Origin of the sequence: Bacillus sp. B15-48 (assembly GCF_016879755.1) — a bacterium.
Classification (GTDB): Bacteria; Bacillota; Bacilli; order Bacillales; family Cytobacillaceae; genus Mesobacillus_B.
Map to the genome: position 1 here is coordinate 471,793 of NZ_WOFU01000001.1, position 20,949 is coordinate 492,741.

Below are 20,949 nucleotides of genomic sequence, written 5' to 3' on the forward strand. Positions count from 1 at the left end.
CTATGCTTGTGTTGGACTAGGATCAAATCATTTTTTTCCAACTTATTCTTTCTTATCTTGTTGAAAAGTATTTTCCTTTTCTAACAAGATTTTTTGTAGCGTAACTACGTTTAATGGTGCTGCATTCCCCATAACATATAGCGAAACTTCCATCAGAGGGGGGTTCTTCATCCCCCACTTATCCTTACTAGGTGGCCTGAAGTCTGAAAGTGAGTCAGCGATAAATGAAGACGAAATGTGATCCTGCCGAAAATCGGTAAAATCTAAAGTGTAAAAGGACTTCGGACGCGTTCCTAAAATCTTCAAGAAGTCTCCATACTGCTGACAAGTGTTCACGCTAAAATGAAGATAACCACAATAATTTGGTAAGGGGGGTTTGGATTGGAGTACAAGATTGGTGAAGTCTCAAATATATTAAATATCCCTGTTGAAACACTTCGTTATTACGAAAAGAAACATATTGTACAGCCAAAAAAAAGCATTAAAAATAGATATCGATACTATGATGCTTGGGAAATTAATTATTTAATCGAGTGCAAAAAATTTAGAAGTTACGATTTTTCCCTTCCAGAAGTAAAAGAGATTTTACATCATAACAATCTGAATGACTTCATTGACAAAATAGATGAAAGGCAAAACTACTTTGAAGAACAATTGAATTATTACAAATTACTGAAACAGAAAAACGAAGAATACATTCAATCATTGAAGCAAATTAAAAGAAATCTCTGGAAGTGCACACTTACCCCCCATCCCGAAATTTATTATTTTATCCACCGCTACAATTATACATATAAAACAAAGAATGAATTTGGCGATTTAATTGATCGATGGCTTGAGTTTTTTCCATTTGTTGAAAATCTAATCGAAATTCAAGACAATGCGCTTTTGAATAGAAACAACACGAATGACCATGGTTGGGGTTTTTCAATTAAAAAAGAATATGCAGATGCTCTTAAAATACCCTTGAATGAAAAGGTTAAACACGTAGCGAGGTCAGAAAGTATTTATACAATTATCTGTGCAGGTGATAAGGGCAGTTTTTCATTAAAACTATTGGACCATGCGCTGACATTCATTAAAGAACATGACTATAAATTATCCGGAACGGTTACCGGAAACCTCCTCGCCCGTGTCCATGAACAAAATGGATATAATCGATATATCGAAGTATGGTTACCTGTAACAAAGTCTTCATAACTTTCTCTCTTTCGCACATTGACCCTGTAGCTAATACAGGGTTTAAGCTTTATTTATCACGAAATGAAAGAGGGTTAGATCATGTTTGAAAGATTATTTTCACCTTATAAAATCAGTGATTGTGAAATACCGAACAGACTTGTCGTTCCAGCGATGGTCGCAAACTATTGCAACGAGGATGGAACAGCCACCGACAGATACATTGCCTACCATGAAGCAAAGGCAAAAGGCGGCTGGGGACTGATCATTACGGAGGATTATGCGATTAATCAAAATGCGATGGGCTATAAATATATCGGCGGACTTTGGAATGATGAACAGATTCCTAGTCACCAAAAACTTACGGATGCGATCCATAAACATGATAGTAAAATCTTCTGCCAAATCTACCATGCAGGAAGACAATCGAATCGTTTCGTAAATGGAGGGATGCAGCCTGTCGCACCATCTGCGATTCCTTGTCCGTGGATGCGAGAACTTCCACGTGAATTAACAATCCCAGAGATTGAACAACTCGTTGAAGACTTTGGTGATTGTGCATTGCGGGCAAAGAAAGCAGGCTTTGATGGAATTGAACTACATGCAGGCCATGGATATTTAATTGCTGAGTTTATGTCTCCATATGCCAATAAGAGAACAGATAAATATGGCGGCTGTCTGGAAAACCGCTTAAGATTCACGAAAGAAATATACGAGAATATTCGGAGCAAAGTAGGAAAAGATTTCCCTGTGATCATCCGTTTCTCAGCAGATGAAGCCATTCATGGCGGCCGTGATATGGCTGAATCGAGAGTGTTAGCCAAATTATTTGAGGAGTGGGGATTTGATGCCCTTCACGTTTCCAGTGGAGCATATGGCAATCATAATAAAGGAATTGTTTCGCCGATGTATGTTCCCCATGCATGGACAGTCGATTTTGCAGCAGAAATTAAAAAGATCGTTAACATTCCTGTAATCACAGTCAATCGAATCAATGACCCACGCATGGCGGACAATATTTTACAAATGGAAAAAGCTGATTTTGTCGCAATGGGGAGAGGTTCTCTAGCAGATCCAGATTTACCAAGCAAAGCAAAAGCTGGAGATTTAACGTCAATCAGATACTGTATAGCTTGTATGCAAGGCTGTGTTGGCGGTCTATTAACCGGTAATTCGATTACTTGTTTAGTTAACCCAAGTTTAGGAAGAGAAGGCGAATTAGACTATGAGCCTGTCACTGAACCTCAGTCTGTTTACATTGCTGGTGCTGGACCTGGGGGATTAGAAGCAGCTAGAACAGCAGCAATAAAAGGACATAAAGTAACCATTTTCGAAAAGAGAGATTTTTTAGGCGGTCAATTTAAATCCGCGGCCTATCCACCACATAAAGGAGAATTAGCTACCTATACTTCATGGCTAGCAAACGAACTAGAAAAACTCGGCGTGACCATTCATTTAAATACGGAATTAACGAAAGAAGTGGTTGTAAACGATCAACCTGATACGGTAATTGTGGCTACAGGCGGAAATCCACTTATTCCAGCAATTAAGGGGGTTGAAAAACCACATGTATTAACTGCTGAAGATGTTTTGTTAGGAAATGTAGCAACCGGCGACAGAATTGTCGTTGCCGGCGGTGGTGAGGTTGGTGGAGAAACCGCAGCCCATTTAGCGTTGCAAGAACGAGAAGTTGCGATTGTGGAAATGCTACCGAGCCTTTTAAGTGAACTTGATGGCGTGAATCGAGTCCATCTTAAAAAGATTTTAAACGAATATGAAGTACAACAATATACAAATTCAAAACTGGTTGAAATCCTTGATGATGCAGTCGTTGTAGAAAACAGCTCTGGGACGGTTACAATTCCAGCGGAAACGGTCGTGCTTGCACTCGGATATAAACCAAATAATAAACTTGCCGAAGAACTTCAATCCGTGCACCACAATGTCATCACAATTGGAGGAGCAATTAAAACAAGCAATGCCCTAATTGCGACAAGAGAGGGATTTGATACCGGAATGAACATAGCAAAAACAGAAAGTGAACTAGTTTCTGTCTAACGATTTAACTTACTATGCTTAAGTGGTGAACCATAATTTCGTAGCTCGTGAACACTCAGAGAAAGGCAGATTCCGCCAAAATCATGAATGTCATTTAGTAATCGTCGAACTCTTAAGACGATTACTTTTTTTACATTTCGAGCCAACGCTCTCGTTAATTCGACAAAATCTACATCATTTATATAGAATGAAAGTGACAGGAAACGCAATAATATGGTATATATACCGATAGAAATACGAATCTAATTGAAGGAGTTTTTGAGATGAAGCTGAAATACACTGGGAAAACAAAAGATGTCTATGAATTAGAAGATGGGAACTACCTGCTTAAATTTAAAGATGATGTCACTGGAGTAGATGGTGTATTTGATCCAGGAGCGAACACTGTCGGACTTACGTTGGAAGGCGCAGGCCGTGCAGGATTACGTTTAACGAAGTTCTTTTTCGAAATGTTAAAAGAAAAAGGAGTTCCAACCCATTATATTGATGCGGATATAGAAGAAGCGACGATGACGGTAAAACCTGCGGAAGTGTTTGGGAACGGACTTGAAGTGATCTGTCGCTATCGAGCTGTAGGTAGTTTTTTACGCCGCTATGGCCTTTATGCACAAGAAGGACAAGCGCTCGATGCATTTGTTGAGGTCACATTAAAGGATGACGAACGTGAGGACCCACCGATTAGCGAAGATGCTTTACATATGCTTGGGATTTTATCAAAAGAAGAATACAAAGTGTTAAAGGCACTTACACAGCAAATCGGAAATATCGTTAAAGAAGAACTTGCTAAGAAAGACATCGAATTATATGATATTAAATTTGAGTTTGGACGTGTAGGAGAGGACAAACAAATCGCACTCATCGATGAAATTTCCGGAGGCAATATGCGTGCCTACAAAAATGGAACATATATTGAACCATTAGAATTAGAAAAGATGTTTTTATAAAGCTCCGGATTCATGATGGCGCAGCAATGGAAAAGCTAGGGAACACTCTCCCTAGCTTTCTTTGAACGATTTACGCACCTACCACTTAGCTTTTACACCGTATTGATTTATATAGCTTCTACTCATCCTTTCTAGCCGGACTAGGCTTTTGTCCTGGGGCTTGGCGAATATTGTTATATCCTCCAGTAAAATGGGGCCTTTTATTCATCTTCCACCATGGAGCACGTATAAGAACATCTTTCATCTCACTGCCTTGCATCGGTGCCATCGGACTTAAATATGGTACACCAAAAGAACGCAGAGTACATAAGTGGACAATAATGGTAATGACCCCAAGCATAATCCCTAACAAGCCTAATGTCCCAGCTAAAAAGATAATCGGGAAGCGAAGCATACGAATGGCAATTGCTGCTGAATAACGTGGAATTGTAAACGACGCAATTCCTGTAATCGCAACAACAATGACCATTGGCGCCGAAACAATTCCCGCGGAAACGGCTGCTTCTCCAATGACAAGAGCCCCGACAATGCTGACTGCTGCCCCGATTTGTTTCGGCAGTCTTAGGCCGGCTTCACGAAGTGCTTCAAAGGTGATTTCCATAAGGATTGCCTCAACAAGCGCTGGAAATGGTACTTGCTCGCGGGATGCTGCCATCGTAATCAAAAGTGTTGTCGGGACCATCTCATGGTGATAGGTAATCACCGCTACGTACATCGCGGGTAAAAGCAAAGAAATGATCAGAAATATGTAACGAAGCCAGCGAATAACGGTTCCAATCATGAACCTTCCATAATAATCCTCGCTCGCTTGCAGTAAAGAATATAAAGTTGTAGGAACAATGATTGAAAAAGGAGTCCCATCCACAAGAATCGCGACACGGCCTTCAAGCAAGGCCGAGACGACGACATCAGGTCGTTCTGTAGATAATACTTGAGGAAAGGGAGAATAGGGGTTATCTTCAATAAATTCTTCGACCATCCCACTTTCCAAGATTCCATCAATATCAATTTTGCTGAGCCGATTTTTTGTTTCTTCGATTAACGTTTCACTCGCATTTCCTTCCAAATAAGAAAGAGCAACATTTGTTTTCGTGTAATGGCCAATTTCAAGCGATTGAATTTTTAGTTTGGGACTTCTTATTTTCCTTCGCAATAACGAGGTATTGACTCTTAATGTTTCCACAAATGCTTCTCGCGGACCTTTTATCACTAACTCTGCTGATGGTTCCTCAATTGAGCGTTTTTCCCATTTTGAGAGACCTAATGAAAAGCCTGCATTCCGCTTATCTACTAATATCACCGGATTCCCCATGGAAATCTCATGTACTGACTGTGAAAATGTGTTGATTTCTTTCACATCGGAAACGGCTATTCTTTTTTCGATTAAACTAGTAATGTTATAAAAATCATCCTCTTTCGTTTGTTGCATAAGTGATGATAGAACGTTGTCAGCTATTTCTTCAATGTTTGACAGACCATCAATGTAAATTAAGAGGGCTTTATCTTTGCCGCCGATAAAAAAAGAACGAAAGATTACATCAGAACAATCTTTATAAATGGTTCGGAGAGTGTTTTCATTCGCTATTAGGGTGTCGGATAACGGATCCTTGTTTTGCTTACTCAATTCGTTTTCGGGCGGTTTTGCTTTCAACATTTTTCGCGATTTGAACCTTATCATCTTCTTCCCTCTTTTTCCCCGTTCTTATCTCTCAAAAAATTCATAATTTTGCAAGTGCTACGACCGTCTACTCGGAATAAGCGTTAATTAGCAAGCCTTTTCGTAGCCTTTTTTCTATTTTTAAAAAGCGCAATAAGCAGAAGCATGATTGGGATAAATACATTAATAAAAAGCGCATAAAATGGGGTGGTTGCCCTTAACATAGTGGACAAGATTTGAAAGTTTGGCAGCCCCCAAAAACTTAACAGCACAATTATCAAGCCTACCGGAAATACGATTGGGCGACTGTCTGAAAGACCAAACAGCTGTGCCGTGGCTAGCACGGTAATATAGTATTGAACACTTAATTTAATAAATGTCCCTGCCACCCACACGGCTACAACGATCGATTCGATATGCTCCAGAAAATCTGCAATGCTAATATATTTGGCAGCGCTCAAAACTGGATAAACATAATTTCCTACCGTTCCACCAAAAACAAACAAAATTGTTAAGTTTACAATCACTAAAGTCATCATCACAAAGCTGACGGAGATCATGCTCCATTTCATTGCTTTTTCTTCGTCCTTTATATACGGAAGCAGAAATGCAATATAAAAGAATAGCGTAAACATCAATTGTGAAACAGCAGCTCCTTTTATGGAAGGCATCAGGCCATTTTCCATAACTGGGAAAACATTCTTCACTTCGTATTCTGGAATCAAAAGCACGATGATGAACACAAGGGAAACGAGATAGAGAGGGAAAAAAATCTGAGCCGCTCTTCCAACAACCTCGATTCCTCCGCGAACCGCAAACCCGCAAACTACCACTAGCCCTATCGTAATGACACTCATTGGGGTATGTGGAAGAAAAGCTCCAATCGAAAGCTCCGTATATTGCCTCGCAGTAACTCCGTTTAAATAAAATAGGTTTGCGATTAAAAGCAGCCCAAGTGCTTTCCCGAAAACTTTCCCTAGAATTTGTTCACTATATTGAATCACCGTTTGTTTAGGGAAAAGCTTATGCAATTGACAAGAAATATAAACGATAAAAAAACCGACAAAGGACCCCCATATTGGAGAAAGCCACAAATCATTCTTCGCATAGAGCGCCGTAATGCTTGGAATCGAAAGAACGGCCGTGGCAATAATCATCGGATAGAACATGATTCCCAATTGCAAAGATGAAATTTTACCTTTTTCAATCATAAAATAATGTCTCCCTTTTCATATCACTGTTCCAAAAACTTGCTTAGCGGCTTAAAAACGGTTTGAATCAATTGAGTCGGACCAGGCATATCCGGAAAGTAAACGAGAAGGACAGCTAGCATCCATCCTGCGATCGTTAATGCCACAAAGGCGCGCTTTTCCTTTTTCTGGTTTTTACTTATTTTCGGCCATTCATAAAGTGTCATGAGAATAGCAATCATTGTGATTCCGATTACTGATGCAAATTTCATTCTTGTTGGACCTCTTCTTCTGGCATACCTTGCGGTGTAGTCGACATTCCTGGTCTCCTTATATACGCTTTCGTATCAATGACTACATCTAGCTCTGAAAATTTTTCATCCCATTGATTTTCAACTTTTGCCCACTGTCTTGGATATTTACGACGAAACGCCTCAGCAAAACCAAAAATATCAACTTTTAACTCTTTTTGAACTTGTTCGAGCGTCAAACGAATCCGTTCCTCAATTTTCTGTTCTAATTGTTTTTCAAGTCTTGCCACAATCTCTGGGTTCATTAAGTTTAAGTTTGTTTCATTTTCAACTGTATCTTCTTCCGTTGTAATTCTAACGATCATTTTCCAGTGATCATTTTCAATTTTCGGTAGTAACTCCGTTCGGGACCGAATGAGATCGAAGGAAATATGCCCTTCAGCCTCTTTTGGATCAAGGATTATCGCACCCAATTGAATATCATCTCTAAGCCATAAAATTCCTCTAGTGACTTTCGCATCTATTTGAGCAATCATTTTATCCTTTTTAAAAACGGCCGTTCCATTCACTTTTAACCCCCCTTTGCCTTGCTCTTCCTTTTCTGGTTCAATCAAAGGGAGGACCGCACCGCTAGCTTTTTCGCTTAACATCTGTAATAACTCTTTTAACGTCACACTCATACCAACTTGAAATTTTGCTATTTCTCTTGCGACTTCAGCTGAAGTATTATCAAAATCCGGAACAACTTTCAGAATATCAGTGGCTTTTCCTTTACTTACAAAGATATAGGTTCTAAGTCGTGGTGCTGGATGACGGACAAAAAACTCCATATGTTTTTGAATCCCATCTTTTGCTAATTCCTCACCGATAATGATGACCTGGTTATGTCCCCAAAAAATTCTCCGGGAAACACTTGCTTGAAGCTTGGAAATGGCATCGAAAATCGTTCTTCCTGTTACTTTTTCAACCGTCGTTGCCTGTCCTTCTCCTCCTTGACCACCGCTTGTACCTTGCCCAGCCCCCATCGCCATAGGAATCGCCAGCTGGACAGAAAGCTCTAACTCGCCGTCATCTGTCAAGTCAAGTCCCGTTGCTAGAACTAGTCCTAAATCATTAATTTCAATACGATCCCAACAACCTGTAAGTAAAAGAGGAAATAAACAGATTTGAAAAATCAGTGTTATTTTTAATGCTTTCATTAAAAACAGATTGGTCATTCATCTTCCTACTTTCAGATAACACTCGTCACCTCTTTTTCCATGAAAGGCCCATTCTCCTTTATTTTCATTCAATTAGGAAATTTTATGCATTTCTTCCATAGAATAAGTAAAATTGAAAAAGGACAGGATTTTTTCATCCTGTCCTTCTTCTACTTTATAAAGAGCCCCATCCTTCTTTTAATTAGGCTCTGCTATAAGTGAATATTGATTTCACTGCGTTTGAAAATAAGCGGAAAAAATCCGTTTAAATTGGCAAACACCCAAATTTCCCTAAAAATAAAGGGAGTTTTTCCGGTTATATTCTCTAAATCTATGGATTTTGTTTTATATAGGGGAGTTAATCGGAATATCTCCGCTTATATCTGCTTATTAAGCCCCAAAGAGATACATTAAGCGGAAATTCTCCGCCTATGATTTCTTAATACCTACACGAAAATCAACAATGAACAATAGCAGACATCCATGCAAAAATATTAGGCAAATAAATAAATGAATGAAATAACATTTATCCACAGTTATTTCAGGGCAGAGCCTTTATTCAAAAGAACCCAGGGCTTCACTATCAAATTAATCTTATGTATGTATAGCTTTTTCCATCTTTATCTTTATCTTTATTGTTCTAACATTTGTTTAGCGGTAAATTCGTCAATCACTAATGAGTTGATATACCTTCCGCGAACAGCAGCGAGGATCGAATCTGTTTTAAAGGAGTTTGCAACGACACCAATTGACCATTGCTTGTTTTTCAATGACTCCAGTGGTACACCAATGACATAATTATTCGGAAGATCGACTACTTCACCCTTTTCATTAATCATTTGGGCTAAAATATGACCAACCGCGCCTTCTTTTATATAATCTTTTCGTTTGGCTTCATCAAGGTAGCCTGACCGGTGCAAGCTTGAAAATTCCTCCGATAACGAGCCTACTCCCATTATTACAATGCTGCAATCTTTCGCCGCTTCCAATACTTCTTCTATTTGTTGCTGATGAAGCAAGGCATTCTTCACTTGTTCATTAGAGACAACCGCAGGAGAATTTATATATTTATAGCTACCCTTTAAACGGTCAGCTAGTTTATACGCCAGTTCTGGACCGTCTATTGCAGGATTACCACTTCCTAAAGAACCGACAAGTTGGATTATTTTTATATTAGAAAGATCAGTCTCAGGAATGGAATCGACCACTTGTTTCATCGTTTTGCCCCATGATATTCCAACCAACCCATCATCTTCAAGCAGGCTCAGTAAAAATCGTGCAGCAACATAACCGACTCGATTTAATGTTTCATCTGAGTTTTCCTCTTCTGCCTTTACCACTAATACGTCCTTTAGATGAAATTGATTTTTTAATTGCTCTGACAGTTTATAATCTAGTTCCACAGGTGTATTAATTGTAATTTTAACTAACCCTCGTTTTTTTGCTTCTTGAATCATACGAGATACTGTCGGTCTTGAAAACCCTAACATTTTTGATATTTCCTGTTGACTGATTTCTTGTTTGTAATACAATTCAGCAACACGCAGTATTTGATGGTCTTTCGAACTCATTTCATCACCTCCCCCACTTATATTTTAAATTTATTTTATCACATCAACAAAAAAAGTACCCCTTGGTTTTCCCACCATTTCCAAGGGGTACTTTCTACTTTTCAACATATGTTCTAAGCATCATTTATTAGCGTGTTCGTTTTTTATGCATGTTTTTTCAGTTCAGGTTCAATTTTGGGTCGTTCCGACTTAGGAAGATTCAAATCTTGAATATTTACACCTTTCCTCTCTAACCGTTTAACTAAGAAGGTGACAAACATCGGAAGACCAATTAACCCTACAACAACGGCAGTGGCAATTTGCACTGTAGCAACTTCCATCATTGGTGCAAACGCAGGGCTTGCTGCTGCGAGCACGGCAGGAGTTGGAATAGCATTTCCTGCAGTCGTTCCTTCAGATGCTCCGACAATCGGATTCCAGCCGAACCAGCTGTATACAAGATAAGCAGCTCCGCCCGTCAAAATAACTGTCATCACTCCAATTAATACTCCACCAATTCCACCAGTAATCAACGCTTGTAGAGAGATGCCCATCCCGATACAAAAAGCAAAGAATGGAATTAACAAATCAGTTCCTTTTGAAAGTAGAGTTCGCAGGTCCTCATCAAGGTTACCAAGAATAGCTCCAATTATGATCGGTAAAAGGACCGAAATTAAATCAACTGGGCTAAAAAGACCATCAACATAACCCATCATTCCAAATATGGAAAGTGCGACCATCGAGAGGAAAGGACCATCATTAATCGCAAGAAACGGATAGGCCGCTGTATCATCTTCACGACCATATTCTCCTGCAACCGCCAAATAAACAGCCCCGGCACTATTACTCATTGCAGCTAAAATGGCAATCGGAGCCATACCTAGGAACAATCCTTCCATCCCGGCTACCGAAAAGGCAATTAATGCAATTGCACAAGCAACAAACCACTTTACTAAAAGTAAGGTAATCCCTTTTTTTACAGCGGAACCAATCATGTTCACTCGAACTGAAGCACCAACACACACTAAAAACAAAGCAATGAATGGCAATGTTCCGTTTACTAACAAGGCTTCCGTAAATCCACCAATACGCAACAAGTCAGGAGCGACCGAATTTATAATCATCCCTAAAAAGAGAGGGACAACAACCATCCCGGCTGGGATTCTTTCAATCGTCTTTTTAATTCTCATGTTTACACACTCCTTTTGATTTTTTTGGAAGATTTCAATAATTTACTATAAAAACATTAAGGAATTTCTGTTATCACATTGCTGTATGATCTCGATTGCCTTCTGAGTAAATGAACTTAACTTTGAAGCGCTTTCAATATCTCTAGAAGTAATGGGAGGATTGGTTGAAACAAGTCTCACCTTTTAACACTCTAAGCGATTCCACTTTGCGGAGATAGACAATAAAGCGCTTACCTTAAAGCTATCCCCCACCGTACGCACGGACGAGACTGAGCAGCTGTACGTACGGTGGATAGAACGATTTGATCAACTATTTACTAGACTCACTTTTCCCTTCAAGCTAGCACATTCATTAGCGGACAATATCTAAACCTTCCGCCTCTAACAAGGCATTAACTTCTTTCTCATTTGTATTGACAATTTCACCATATTGACTTAGCGCAAGAGCTGCGGTAAGAACTCCATATTTAAGCCCTTTCACAAAATCACCTTCTAACCAACCGTGTAAAACACCGCCTGCCAAACCGTCACCAGCACCAATCCGGTCAATAATTACAACTTCACGAGCAGGCTCCTCGTAAACGACATCGTCAACTAAGCCAAGTACACCTTGTGCTCCTCTGGACATAACGACTTTGTTCGCGTTTGAAATTTTTTGCAGTTGTCGAATCAGTTCATGATCCGTACCTTCACAACCAAAGACATTTTCAACATCTCGCTTTGAACAAAACAACACTTCTACATTTTGAATCATCGGCATCAACGTTTCATAGGCTTCTTCCTTAGTCCATAATTTGCTGCGATAATTTACATCAAAGCTGATCGGAACTCTAGCTTCATGTGCCCGCCTAATCGTTTCAAATACAACTTCCTTTGTGCTTTCGGATAAGGCTGCCGTAATTCCTGTTAAATGAATGATCTTGGAATCTAATAGATAATCCCAATCTACATCTTCCTTACGAATATTCGTAAAACAAGTGTTTTGACGATCAAAAATCACTTTTGTTGACCGAGGTGGTGTAGCGTACTCAACATATAAGGTAGCTAACCGATGTTCGTCAGACCAAATAATTTTATCAACATTAATCCCGTGGCTTCTGAATTCATTACGAACCCTTTTTCCAACCGGTGTTTCTGGTAAACTACTAATCCAACCAGTTTTCCGGCCTAAACGTGATAAACAACCTACTACATTCGCTTCAGCTCCTGAAATCCCGATTTCAAAAGAGCTTGCTATATTTAGTCTCTTTCCAGCTGGAACAGATAAGCGAAGACTTCCTTCTCCGAGTGTTGTGACATCGAAGCTCATAGTTGTTCCCCTCTTTCCTTTACATAATTTCAGTATACAGAAATTATGTTCAATTAAATTATATTAAATACCCATAACATTTGCAATACAATAAAGAAAAAAATACTTAGAAGTTACATTTTTTTAATATGATTGACCTAAAGAACGATCTCTCCGTCTATTGAATCGTTTCAAAGATGTCAATGAGTTCTTCTTTTAGATAGTAAAATGGGTTCCCCTGTGTTGAACTTGCCTGCAAACTATCTATAGCAATGGCTTCTCCTTCTTCAGTAAGGAAAGATAGTGAGGACAGAGTTAAACTCTCTAGTACACATTCATATTGTTTAAGAATTGCCGGCAAATCATCCGCAGTTAAGGCCTGGACATCTCCTAATATTCTCGCAATCTCTTGATATTTGTGAAGTGTTTCTTGATCTTCGAGATGTGCTTTATGAATATTGGCCTCTGTAAACGGCCGAACAAAACGGGCGCAAATTTCTCCATGTGCCATCGAAGTACGTCCGCCAAGGATACTAGCCACTCCGTGAACAATCCCTAACCGGCTATTGCTCAAGGCAATTCCACTATATAAAGCGGCGAGTTGCAAGGAGAGTCGTTCTTCCGTCGACAAGAATAACAGCCGGTCTTGCTGGAATCCTTTTCGGAACAAATGAAGACCCTCTCGACAGATTCCATCTGTAATTGGATTTGCTCGATTTGAAACAAACGCTTCCATTAATTGGGTTAAACTATCTAAACTTGAATAAACCAAAACCTCTAAGGGGAGATGTTTGGTTAGTATAGGGTCGATGATTGCTGCATACGGCCGTAATGAGTGAGACCTCAAGCTTTGCTTTTTATCTTCTATGCGAATAACCGCATTGGCTGTCACCTCCGCTCCCGTTCCACATGTAGTGGGTACAGAAATATGAGGAACCGCCTTTTTCTTAACGTTAGGATGATCAAAATAATAGAAAAGTTCTTTATCATCATCTGTTAAGTAAGAAACAGCTTTAGCCAAATCAATCACACTACCTCCGCCGATACTCACGATTACATCTGGTTGAAACTGCTCGCTAACCTTTAAAGCTCGGTCAAGCATTGCAGAAGTTGGCTCTCCTTTTACGATAAACACTTCCTCAGTAAAAGCTGCTCTCCCCTTAAAATCTGGGATTGCCGCTAAACCGCGGCTTCCAGTAAAAAAGAGAATTCGCTGGCCCTGTAGTGAGGAAATGAGCTTTGGAATTGATTCGATAAACGCATTTTCCCCTACAAATAATGTGGTCGGCATTTCAAAATGATAGATATTTACCCCTCCCTTCTAGGAAGTAGAAAGAAAAATATAAAATTAATTTTACATTAGTTTTAATAGAAACTCAGTGATTATAGTCCTCTTCCTACTTAAGTACAAATTCACGAATCGCATGTGCAACCCCATTTGAATTGTTTGAGAGAGTTTGGAAGTTTGCGATTTTTTTCAATTCGGGAATGGCATTTTCCATTGCGACACCACAACCTGCAAACTGAATCATCGTCACATCATTCCCTTGATCTCCGATACACATCACTTCTGAACGCTGAATTCCCAGCCTTTTTGCTAAAAACTGAATAGCCTTTCCCTTCGTAGCATTCGGATGAACAAACTCATAGAAAAATGGCGCACTTCTTTGCATCATGTATAATTCTTTTAGATACGTTGGAATATTATGGATAATTTCTATGATTCGATCCGGCTCATCGACAAACATCACTTTTTGTAAACGCACATCTTTTGGAATTTCCTCTAAAGTCCGGTAATGAAGGGAAACTTGGGTTAGGTAGGAATCAAAAACAGTATGGCGGTGAATATCCTTATTTAATGTGTAAATTTTTTCTAAGTCAAAATATTGCATTGATGCATCAAGGTCAATACTTAATTGATATAACCGTTTCAGATCCTCATATCCTAGTGATAGCTTTTGGACTGGCTCATTTGTATACGTATTAAGAATATAAGCACCATTAAAACTAACGACATAATCATCTTCTTGATTCAATCCTAATTCTTCTACAAAGCGAAGAATGCCACCGATTGGTCGTCCACTGCAAAGGACAATTTTAATTCCCTTTGCTCTTGCCTCCAATACGGCACTTTGAACCTCTGGGGTTATTTCATGTTCATCATTTAACAAAGTTCCATCTAAATCGATTGCAATAAGCTTGTACATTAACTCTCCCCCTAAAGTGATTTAGCAGAGCATATCCCTCTCTTTTAACGAGAAGAAAAATCTACCAAAATGGCTGAATGACAGCTACTCACTTCACTATTCGACTTCTCATTACAAGGTTAGTAAAACGTTTTCATTATGAGCCAATCTGATAAACCGATTCGTTCTTTAACAAACGAAGCAGTTCCTGCGCACAACCCTTATCAACAATGATAACGTTATAATATCTGCCTTTGATTGCCGCTAAGAGGGCTTTTGCTTTTATCGCAGTTGCTGCGATTCCAATTGACCACTCTGCTTTTTGCAAATGAGCTAGTGGAATAGAGAGAATTCTTTCATTAAATGGGGAAATTTCTACTCCGCTTTCATCCATTGGGTGAGCAAGCAAATGCCCAACAGCTCCTGATTGAAGCAGCTTTCCCTTTTCTCCCGCACCCAAATAACCTGATCTCTCAATACTGCATTGTTCTTCATCAAAGGAACCAACCGCACTTAAATAAATATTTGCTGACTTCGCTTTGTCCATTAGGTCTTTAATCGCTTTTTGTTCCATTAATTCCCGAACAGTATCGCTGTTGCTCAAGATGGCTGGTGCATGGATATATTGATAGGCACAAGATAACTTTCTTGCCATTTTATAAGCTAATTCCTGACCATCAATTGCTGGATTTCCGCCTCCTAGTCCCCCGACAATCTGAATCACATTGGCCTCCGGGACAGAGAATTCACTTAGTTTATCAACGAAGGCCTTAATCGTTCTTCCCCAAGAGATTCCAATGACAGAGTCTGTTTTTATAATCGAAGAGAAATAAAGCGAAGTTGCCTCAGCCACTTTTGGCAGGGTGATTTCATAATCCACAACTTCGCTATCTGTCACCAATACATCTTTTAAATTAAGCTCTGTACGCAGCAACTCCGATAGCTGGGAATTAAGAGAAACGGGGGTATTCACCTTAATCTCCACGAATCCCTGTTTCTTCGCTTCTTCTAAAAGCCTTGAGACCGTAGGCCTAGATACCCCCATCATTTCCGAAATCTTCTGTTGTGTTAGACTTCGCTGATAATATAACTCTACTGCCCGAACAACTTGCGCGTTTTTCTGGTCCATAGAATGAACTCCTTATACTGTCGCTTTTTTCTGGCCGTAAGTATCATTATAGATACGATAACCACGTTCTACGACTTCGTCTGATAAAGGTTCTATTCGTTGACGCAACATTGCATAATGTACAGATTGGGCTGTTTCCTCTAATATAACAGCATTCTTCAATGCTTTTTCAGACGTTTTCCCGATTGCAAAGACGCCATGACTACGGATTAAAATCGCTTCACAGTCACCAATTTTCTCGACAATTTCTTTCCCGATTTCTTCTTCCCCAATAACAGCAAAATCTGAAACAGGAATCGTTCCGCCAAATACAGCAGCTGATGTTGTCGTGTATATATGCAACGGTTCACCAGTAATCGCAAAGCTTGTAGCATAAGGAGAATGTGTATGAACAATGCCATGGACATCATCGCGATGACGGTATACATATAAGTGAGAAGCCGTATCGACAGAAGGTTTTAAGTCACCATCCACTACCTTTCCATGTAAGTCGACAACCACCATTTTCTCTGGAGTTAGTTGATCAAATAGCACCCCACTCGGTTTAATAACGACATAATTAGTTTCTGGATCTCTTGCGCTCACATTCCCACTTGTCCATAACACTAACCCGTTATCGACAAGTGCTTTATTTTGAGCACATACAGTCTTTCTCAACTCTTCAAGCAACATAGCGCCACCTCCTTAGAGTGCTTCTAATTGAGATTCCTTAATGTCTTCTTTGTCTACCTTTAAGTCATGTTCCTTAATTTGTTCTTCAGTAATATCGAACTTCTTGCCCGTTACGCTTTCGATTGTGTTCAATAATCCGAAAGCGTCGATTCCGAATTTACGCATTAAATACTCAGCAGAAGCACCATGACCATACACATCTGGAATCCCGACTCTTGTTAATTTTGTTTGAATTCCATGCTCAGCGATCACTTCTGCCACCGCGGATCCTAAGCCACCAATTGTTGAATGGTTTTCCAACGTAATGACACCGTTTTTCGATTCCTTAAGCGCTTTGACAACTCGTTCATCAGTAAATGGTTTTAACGTAGAGATATGAAGGTGTTTCACATGAACGCCTTTTCCTTTTAATAATTCGACTGCTTTCATTGCTTCTTCTGTACAGATTCCGCTAGACAATACAGTGATATCATCACCTTCATTTAACACTCTCGCTGTATTCAATTTAAATGGTTCGTTTTTCGGGAACAAACGAGGCAAACGTCCACGGAGCATGCGAATGTATACAGGCCCGTTGATTTCATCGGTTGCATCTAGGATTGTTTCAACATCAGTTGCATCTCCAGTTTCAAGGATCGTCATATTAGGTACGCCGCGTAGGACGGATATATCTTCAATCGCTTGGTGTGTTACGCCACCTGGTGTCATAATTCCTGGAAGGAATCCGACTAACCGTACCTTTAGGTTAGGGTAAGCAACAGACATGGACAACTGGTCGAATGGTCTTCTATAAAGGAAAACAGCGAATGTATGCAAGAATGGCACATACCCTTCTCGAGCTAATCCGCCAGCCCAACTTAACATGTTTTGTTCAGCCATACCCATGGAAACGAACTTTTCGGGTACTTGCTTTTTAAACTCTGCAATCTCTGTTGACCCTGTTAAGTCGCCCGATAAAACAAGGACATTGTCTCTTTCTTTCCCATATCTCACCATGTTGTGCGAATGTGGATTGTTTACAAATTCAACCATGATTACCGAACCCCTTTCTTCATGTCTTCAAGAATTGCTTTGAATTGTTCAACTTCATTATCTTTAAATCTGACAAAATGAAGATGGGGCTTTCGATGATCCAACTCAGGCAATCCTTGTGCCGCATTTGTATAACATAGAACGAAAAGCGGTTTTCCTACTGTTGGGGTTTGGCTTGCCTGCACTACTTCTTCAATATTATGTCCGTCCACCTTGACACAAGTTCCACCAAAGGCCTCGATACGTGCATCAATTGGTTCAATATTCATGACATCTTTTGTCCAACCATCGTACTGCTGACCATTGACATCGACATAAACGACAAGATTATCTAATTTATAATGAGCAGCTGCTTGGATTCCTTCCCATGTTTGCCCTTCCTCTAACTCACCGTCAGACATGAACAAGAACACACGACCATCTTCATTCTTCATTTTTCTCGCGTGAGCAATTCCGCCTGCTTGGCTGATTGCTTGACCAAAGGAGCCAGTTGTTAGCTCGAATCCTGGAGAGTGCTCAGCACCAATTTGTTCTACCGTACTTCCATCGACGTTAAATGACTTGAAAGACTCTGGAGACAATCTCCCAGCTTCAACAAGTCCAGCATAAATAACAACTGCATAGTGTGCTGGTGAGATGAGTAAACGGTCATAGCCAGGGCCAGTTGGACCATTATAGGCAGCACCTGTCACATAGTCTTTATTATCGTCTCCCGGAATACCTGCAAATGGGGGTGCGACAAATGGCGCTTGGCTTTCACCTAGCTTCATAACTCCACCATAAAGAGCAGCTACTGTTTCAGCACTGGAAAGTGCTTGGCTTAAATAACAGCCGTTTTTATCGATCGTTAATTCCAGTACACGTTGGCGAATACCATGGGCCATTTTTTCTATTTTTTTATAATCAAACTGCTCATTTGTCTTTACAGTTGCGGCATTTGATCCAGTATCCATGTTCTTGCCTCCTTAATAATTTCCATACTATTCTCGCTGTTATCGTTCCACATTTCTAAAGCAAACGGTCCAGCGTATCCCGCATCAAAAAGGACTTCAAACACTCCTTTAAAATCAACGATTCCCTCGCCATAAGGAACTCTTCTGAAAACCCCTTCTTTCGTATCTTTCAAGTGGATACCAACGAAATGTTGAACGTTCTCTACTAGCGACTGCTTGACATCAAAATGATGCGCTGTTAAATTCCCGACATCCGGATACATCTTCATCCAAGGAGAATTTACTTTCTCGACTATTTCCTTCATTTGGCCAAGAGAAATGATGTCTCTGTCGACATTCTCGATCCCGAGCATCACTCCTGCTTGACTGGCCAGTTCAGCAGATTGATGCATTCCTTCTATAAACCTTTTCTTTGAATCTTCCGTTGTTTCTTCATATTCAAGTGTATAATAACCGGCTATTTGAATCGTACGAATGCCCATGCTTGCTGAAAAATCAACCGCCTGTTCCATAATTTGAAGTGCCTGTTCTCGTACCTTTGTCTCTTTACTGCCAAAAGGGTAATCACGATGAGCACTTAAAACCATATTGGAAAAATGAACTCCACTGTTTAAGCTTGCACGAAGCCAAGTGGCTTTTTCTTCTGTCGACCACTGAAATCTTGGTAAACGGTCCTTATCTAAAGCAATCTCAAATAAGGAATAACCCGCTTCAGCCGCTGAATATAAAACACCTTCGATATCCTCACTAAGCGGCAATGCCTTCTCATAGATTCCTAGTTTCATTGCTTTCATCAGCGACTTCCCTCCATCATCCAAACACGTGAATAATTTCGTCTTTATACTCTTTCGCCACTTGAAGAGGATCTTTTGCATTGGCAATTTTTCTTCCAGCAATAAAGCAGTAAACCGGTACATCTTTAAATAACTTGATTTCGTCAACGGCTAATCCGCCTGTAATACTTAAATTGAAGCCCTTTTCTGCTAAATTCTTTAGTTCCTTAATCACTTCAGGGCTCCACTTTTCTTCTTCCTCTACCACTTCGCTTGACCGATGGTAAATGATTTGAGTAATCCCTAATGATCTCCAGTATTCTGCTTGTTCACTCGTAAAAGATTGATTAATTTCAATCTGAACATCTTTGTTTTCGCGCGACTTTGCTTCCTTAACTACTGCTTCAATCGTATCATTTGAGGCATCGCTCATGACTGTTACCCAATCAGCGCCGGAGTCAAAGGCCAATTTGGCCAATTTGCCTCCAGCTTTGATAATGCGGATGTCCGCTAAGATAATGTGATCTGGGAATAGGCTTTTCATCATTCGAACCGCTTGCATTCCATTTTCAACAGCGAGAATCGTACCTACTTCAATTACATCAACCTGCGATTGGGCTTTTTGAGCAGCAGCTAAAGAATCTGACAAACTATGATTATCTAAAGCTAGTTGTAATTTTGGTCTGCTCATCTAATGCACCTTCTATTCCTTTATTAGGTTATTATTTTTCAAATTGGTAAACTCTTGCAGGGTTATGAATCATAAATTTATCTAGCACTTCTTGGCTGAAGCCTTCGTCTAACAATCTTGGTAAGAAACGCTCTTTAATCCAGTTAAATCCAGGGCCGTAACCGTATACTCTATGGTGAGATCTTCTTCCCATGTCATTGGAAAGCATGATTTGATCTTCGTAGCCGTCAGCTACTAATTGTTTTAGCAATTCGATTCTCATGCTGTCTGGATAGTATTTTGCTTTACCAGGGCCATCATAGATAACGTTAGCACCTGTTTTTAAGATTTGGCGGTGGTACCATAAATCAGGAACACGGTCAACGTGAGCGACGATGAACTTGCTCATATCAAAACCTTCAGATGCAACAATTTCACACTGTTCGATTCCCATTGTTCCAGCTGTTGTATGAGTATGGAAACATGAACCCGCTTCTGTTGCTGCACGTGCACCTGCTCTTAACACTTTTTCTTCGTTTGGAGTGATGTGGTTATAAGCTGTACCAGCTTTAATCCATCCTGCCTTTACAGATGTACCATCCATCCCTACTTGAACATCGTGTAACATTCTTTCAGCAATATAGTTGGTTGACCAATCAGTTAATTCTGGTTCCATTCCATGCTCTTCACAAATATAACCTGTTGTAGCAAGAACGTGTACACCAGACTCTTGAGACGCAATCACCATTCCTGGAGTATTTCTTCCCCATGATTGTGGAGTTGTTTCAACGATACAACCGCCACCAATTTCTTTAAATTCTCTCAACATTTGAATCGCTAATGGAAGACTATCTAAGTGGTGATCCAGATTATTTTTTGTTCCTTTTCCTTGCGGGTTTGTCAAAATATGTTCATGAGCCATTGTAAAGCCCAATTCAGATGCGTCGATATCTCCTAATACTGTTCTCACTTTTCCTTTTGCCATAATGAAAATCCCTCCTGTTATTATTGAACAATTGTTCATTAAT

Annotated in this window: 20 protein-coding genes; 3 read left to right on the plus strand and 17 right to left on the minus strand. The window is 39.9% G+C overall.

The features are described 5' to 3' along the window. Positions 1-42: 42 nt before the first annotated feature. The gene (locus GNT69_RS02205; RefSeq protein WP_203553305.1) at positions 43-306 is read right to left on the minus strand and encodes a hypothetical protein; all 264 of its coding nucleotides are present in this window, start codon (positions 304-306) and stop codon (positions 43-45) included. Positions 307-381: 75 nt separating this feature from the next. Here GNT69_RS02205 and GNT69_RS02210 point away from each other — a divergent pair, with 75 nt between their 5' ends. From GNT69_RS02210 to GNT69_RS02220, 3 genes are all read left to right on the plus strand, one after another. Continuing rightward, a complete protein-coding gene (locus tag GNT69_RS02210) occupies positions 382-1,200 on the plus strand; it encodes a MerR family transcriptional regulator (RefSeq protein ID WP_203553306.1) in 819 nt (272 codons plus the stop codon). A gap of 81 nt (positions 1,201-1,281) precedes the next feature. Next, positions 1,282-3,237 (plus strand): oxidoreductase, encoded by a 1,956-nt coding sequence (locus tag GNT69_RS02215; RefSeq protein WP_203553307.1) that lies wholly within the window; start codon positions 1,282-1,284, stop codon positions 3,235-3,237. 263 nt (positions 3,238-3,500) lie between these two features. After that, positions 3,501-4,181 (plus strand): phosphoribosylaminoimidazolesuccinocarboxamide synthase, encoded by a 681-nt coding sequence (locus tag GNT69_RS02220; RefSeq protein ID WP_203553308.1) that lies wholly within the window; start codon positions 3,501-3,503, stop codon positions 4,179-4,181. Positions 4,182-4,299: 118 nt separating this feature from the next. Here the strand turns inward: GNT69_RS02220 and GNT69_RS02225 are convergent, their stop codons facing one another. The 16 genes from GNT69_RS02225 to GNT69_RS02300 all read right to left on the minus strand — a co-directional run bounded on the left by GNT69_RS02225 (position 4,300) and on the right by GNT69_RS02300 (position 20,906). After that, positions 4,300-5,859: a spore germination protein gene (locus GNT69_RS02225; protein ID WP_203553309.1), complete on the minus strand. Its 1,560-nt coding sequence runs from the start codon at positions 5,857-5,859 to the stop codon at positions 4,300-4,302. Positions 5,860-5,942: 83 nt separating this feature from the next. Beyond that, a complete protein-coding gene (locus tag GNT69_RS02230) occupies positions 5,943-7,049 on the minus strand; it encodes a GerAB/ArcD/ProY family transporter (protein WP_203553310.1) in 1,107 nt (368 codons plus the stop codon). Between the two features lie 23 nt (positions 7,050-7,072). Then, positions 7,073-7,300, minus strand: a complete 228-nt coding sequence (locus GNT69_RS02235) for a hypothetical protein (protein WP_203553311.1) — start codon at positions 7,298-7,300, stop codon at positions 7,073-7,075. After that, on the minus strand, positions 7,297-8,496 hold the full coding sequence (locus GNT69_RS02240) for a Ger(x)C family spore germination protein (RefSeq protein ID WP_203553312.1): 1,200 nt from the start codon (positions 8,494-8,496) through the stop codon (positions 7,297-7,299). Before GNT69_RS02240 ends, GNT69_RS02235 begins: the two co-directional genes overlap by 4 nt. Before the next feature lie 614 nt (positions 8,497-9,110). Then, the gene (locus GNT69_RS02245) at positions 9,111-10,049 is read right to left on the minus strand and encodes a sugar-binding transcriptional regulator (protein WP_203553313.1); all 939 of its coding nucleotides are present in this window, start codon (positions 10,047-10,049) and stop codon (positions 9,111-9,113) included. A 143-nt stretch (positions 10,050-10,192) separates the two neighbouring features. Further along, positions 10,193-11,218 (minus strand): 2-keto-3-deoxygluconate permease, encoded by a 1,026-nt coding sequence (locus tag GNT69_RS02250; protein WP_203553314.1) that lies wholly within the window; start codon positions 11,216-11,218, stop codon positions 10,193-10,195. A 352-nt stretch (positions 11,219-11,570) separates the two neighbouring features. Beyond that, on the minus strand, positions 11,571-12,527 hold the full coding sequence (locus GNT69_RS02255) for a sugar kinase (protein ID WP_203553315.1): 957 nt from the start codon (positions 12,525-12,527) through the stop codon (positions 11,571-11,573). Positions 12,528-12,684: 157 nt separating this feature from the next. Continuing rightward, positions 12,685-13,797 (minus strand): iron-containing alcohol dehydrogenase, encoded by a 1,113-nt coding sequence (locus GNT69_RS02260; protein WP_203553316.1) that lies wholly within the window; start codon positions 13,795-13,797, stop codon positions 12,685-12,687. Positions 13,798-13,903: 106 nt separating this feature from the next. Continuing rightward, positions 13,904-14,713 (minus strand): sugar-phosphatase, encoded by an 810-nt coding sequence (gene yidA / locus GNT69_RS02265; protein WP_203553317.1) that lies wholly within the window; start codon positions 14,711-14,713, stop codon positions 13,904-13,906. 136 nt (positions 14,714-14,849) lie between these two features. Then, positions 14,850-15,821 carry a sugar-binding transcriptional regulator gene (locus GNT69_RS02270; RefSeq protein ID WP_203553318.1) on the minus strand — a complete coding sequence of 324 codons (972 nt, stop codon included), beginning with the start codon at positions 15,819-15,821 and terminating at the stop codon, positions 14,850-14,852. A 12-nt stretch (positions 15,822-15,833) separates the two neighbouring features. Then, complete coding sequence (locus GNT69_RS02275; protein ID WP_203553319.1) at positions 15,834-16,493, minus strand: L-ribulose-5-phosphate 4-epimerase; 660 nt, start codon at positions 16,491-16,493, stop codon at positions 15,834-15,836. 12 nt (positions 16,494-16,505) lie between these two features. Further along, a complete protein-coding gene (locus tag GNT69_RS02280; RefSeq protein WP_203553320.1) occupies positions 16,506-17,525 on the minus strand; it encodes a transketolase family protein in 1,020 nt (339 codons plus the stop codon). Between the two features lie 2 nt (positions 17,526-17,527). Next, positions 17,528-18,478 (minus strand): transketolase, encoded by a 951-nt coding sequence (locus GNT69_RS02285; protein ID WP_203553321.1) that lies wholly within the window; start codon positions 18,476-18,478, stop codon positions 17,528-17,530. Continuing rightward, a complete protein-coding gene (locus GNT69_RS02290) occupies positions 18,448-19,272 on the minus strand; it encodes an L-ribulose-5-phosphate 3-epimerase (protein ID WP_203553322.1) in 825 nt (274 codons plus the stop codon). The genes GNT69_RS02285 and GNT69_RS02290 overlap by 31 nt, the downstream gene beginning before the upstream one ends. 16 nt (positions 19,273-19,288) lie before the next feature. Then, a complete protein-coding gene (locus tag GNT69_RS02295; protein WP_203553323.1) occupies positions 19,289-19,942 on the minus strand; it encodes a 3-dehydro-L-gulonate-6-phosphate decarboxylase in 654 nt (217 codons plus the stop codon). A gap of 31 nt (positions 19,943-19,973) precedes the next feature. Beyond that, positions 19,974-20,906, minus strand: a complete 933-nt coding sequence (locus tag GNT69_RS02300; RefSeq protein ID WP_203553324.1) for a phosphotriesterase family protein — start codon at positions 20,904-20,906, stop codon at positions 19,974-19,976. Positions 20,907-20,949 lie beyond the last annotated feature (43 nt).

What these genes read in the sequence shown, in the direction of transcription:
- GNT69_RS02215 (WP_203553307.1), top strand. Translation starts at nt 1,282, where the DNA reads ATGTTTGAAAGATTATTTTCACCTTATAAAATCAGTGATTGTGAAATA.
- GNT69_RS02220 (WP_203553308.1), top strand. Translation starts at nt 3,501, where the DNA reads ATGAAGCTGAAATACACTGGGAAAACAAAAGATGTCTATGAATTAGAA.
- GNT69_RS02225 (WP_203553309.1), bottom strand. Translation starts at nt 5,859, where the DNA reads ATGATAAGGTTCAAATCGCGAAAAATGTTGAAAGCAAAACCGCCCGAA.
- GNT69_RS02230 (WP_203553310.1), bottom strand. Translation starts at nt 7,049, where the DNA reads ATGATTGAAAAAGGTAAAATTTCATCTTTGCAATTGGGAATCATGTTC.
- GNT69_RS02235 (WP_203553311.1), bottom strand. Translation starts at nt 7,300, where the DNA reads ATGAAATTTGCATCAGTAATCGGAATCACAATGATTGCTATTCTCATG.
- GNT69_RS02240 (WP_203553312.1), bottom strand. Translation starts at nt 8,496, where the DNA reads ATGACCAATCTGTTTTTAATGAAAGCATTAAAAATAACACTGATTTTT.
- GNT69_RS02245 (WP_203553313.1), bottom strand. Translation starts at nt 10,049, where the DNA reads ATGAGTTCGAAAGACCATCAAATACTGCGTGTTGCTGAATTGTATTAC.
- GNT69_RS02250 (WP_203553314.1), bottom strand. Translation starts at nt 11,218, where the DNA reads ATGAGAATTAAAAAGACGATTGAAAGAATCCCAGCCGGGATGGTTGTT.
- GNT69_RS02255 (WP_203553315.1), bottom strand. Translation starts at nt 12,527, where the DNA reads ATGAGCTTCGATGTCACAACACTCGGAGAAGGAAGTCTTCGCTTATCT.
- GNT69_RS02260 (WP_203553316.1), bottom strand. Translation starts at nt 13,797, where the DNA reads ATGCCGACCACATTATTTGTAGGGGAAAATGCGTTTATCGAATCAATT.
- yidA (WP_203553317.1), bottom strand. Translation starts at nt 14,713, where the DNA reads ATGTACAAGCTTATTGCAATCGATTTAGATGGAACTTTGTTAAATGAT.
- GNT69_RS02270 (WP_203553318.1), bottom strand. Translation starts at nt 15,821, where the DNA reads ATGGACCAGAAAAACGCGCAAGTTGTTCGGGCAGTAGAGTTATATTAT.
- GNT69_RS02275 (WP_203553319.1), bottom strand. Translation starts at nt 16,493, where the DNA reads ATGTTGCTTGAAGAGTTGAGAAAGACTGTATGTGCTCAAAATAAAGCA.
- GNT69_RS02280 (WP_203553320.1), bottom strand. Translation starts at nt 17,525, where the DNA reads ATGGTTGAATTTGTAAACAATCCACATTCGCACAACATGGTGAGATAT.
- GNT69_RS02285 (WP_203553321.1), bottom strand. Translation starts at nt 18,478, where the DNA reads ATGGATACTGGATCAAATGCCGCAACTGTAAAGACAAATGAGCAGTTT.
- GNT69_RS02290 (WP_203553322.1), bottom strand. Translation starts at nt 19,272, where the DNA reads ATGAAAGCAATGAAACTAGGAATCTATGAGAAGGCATTGCCGCTTAGT.
- GNT69_RS02295 (WP_203553323.1), bottom strand. Translation starts at nt 19,942, where the DNA reads ATGAGCAGACCAAAATTACAACTAGCTTTAGATAATCATAGTTTGTCA.
- GNT69_RS02300 (WP_203553324.1), bottom strand. Translation starts at nt 20,906, where the DNA reads ATGGCAAAAGGAAAAGTGAGAACAGTATTAGGAGATATCGACGCATCT.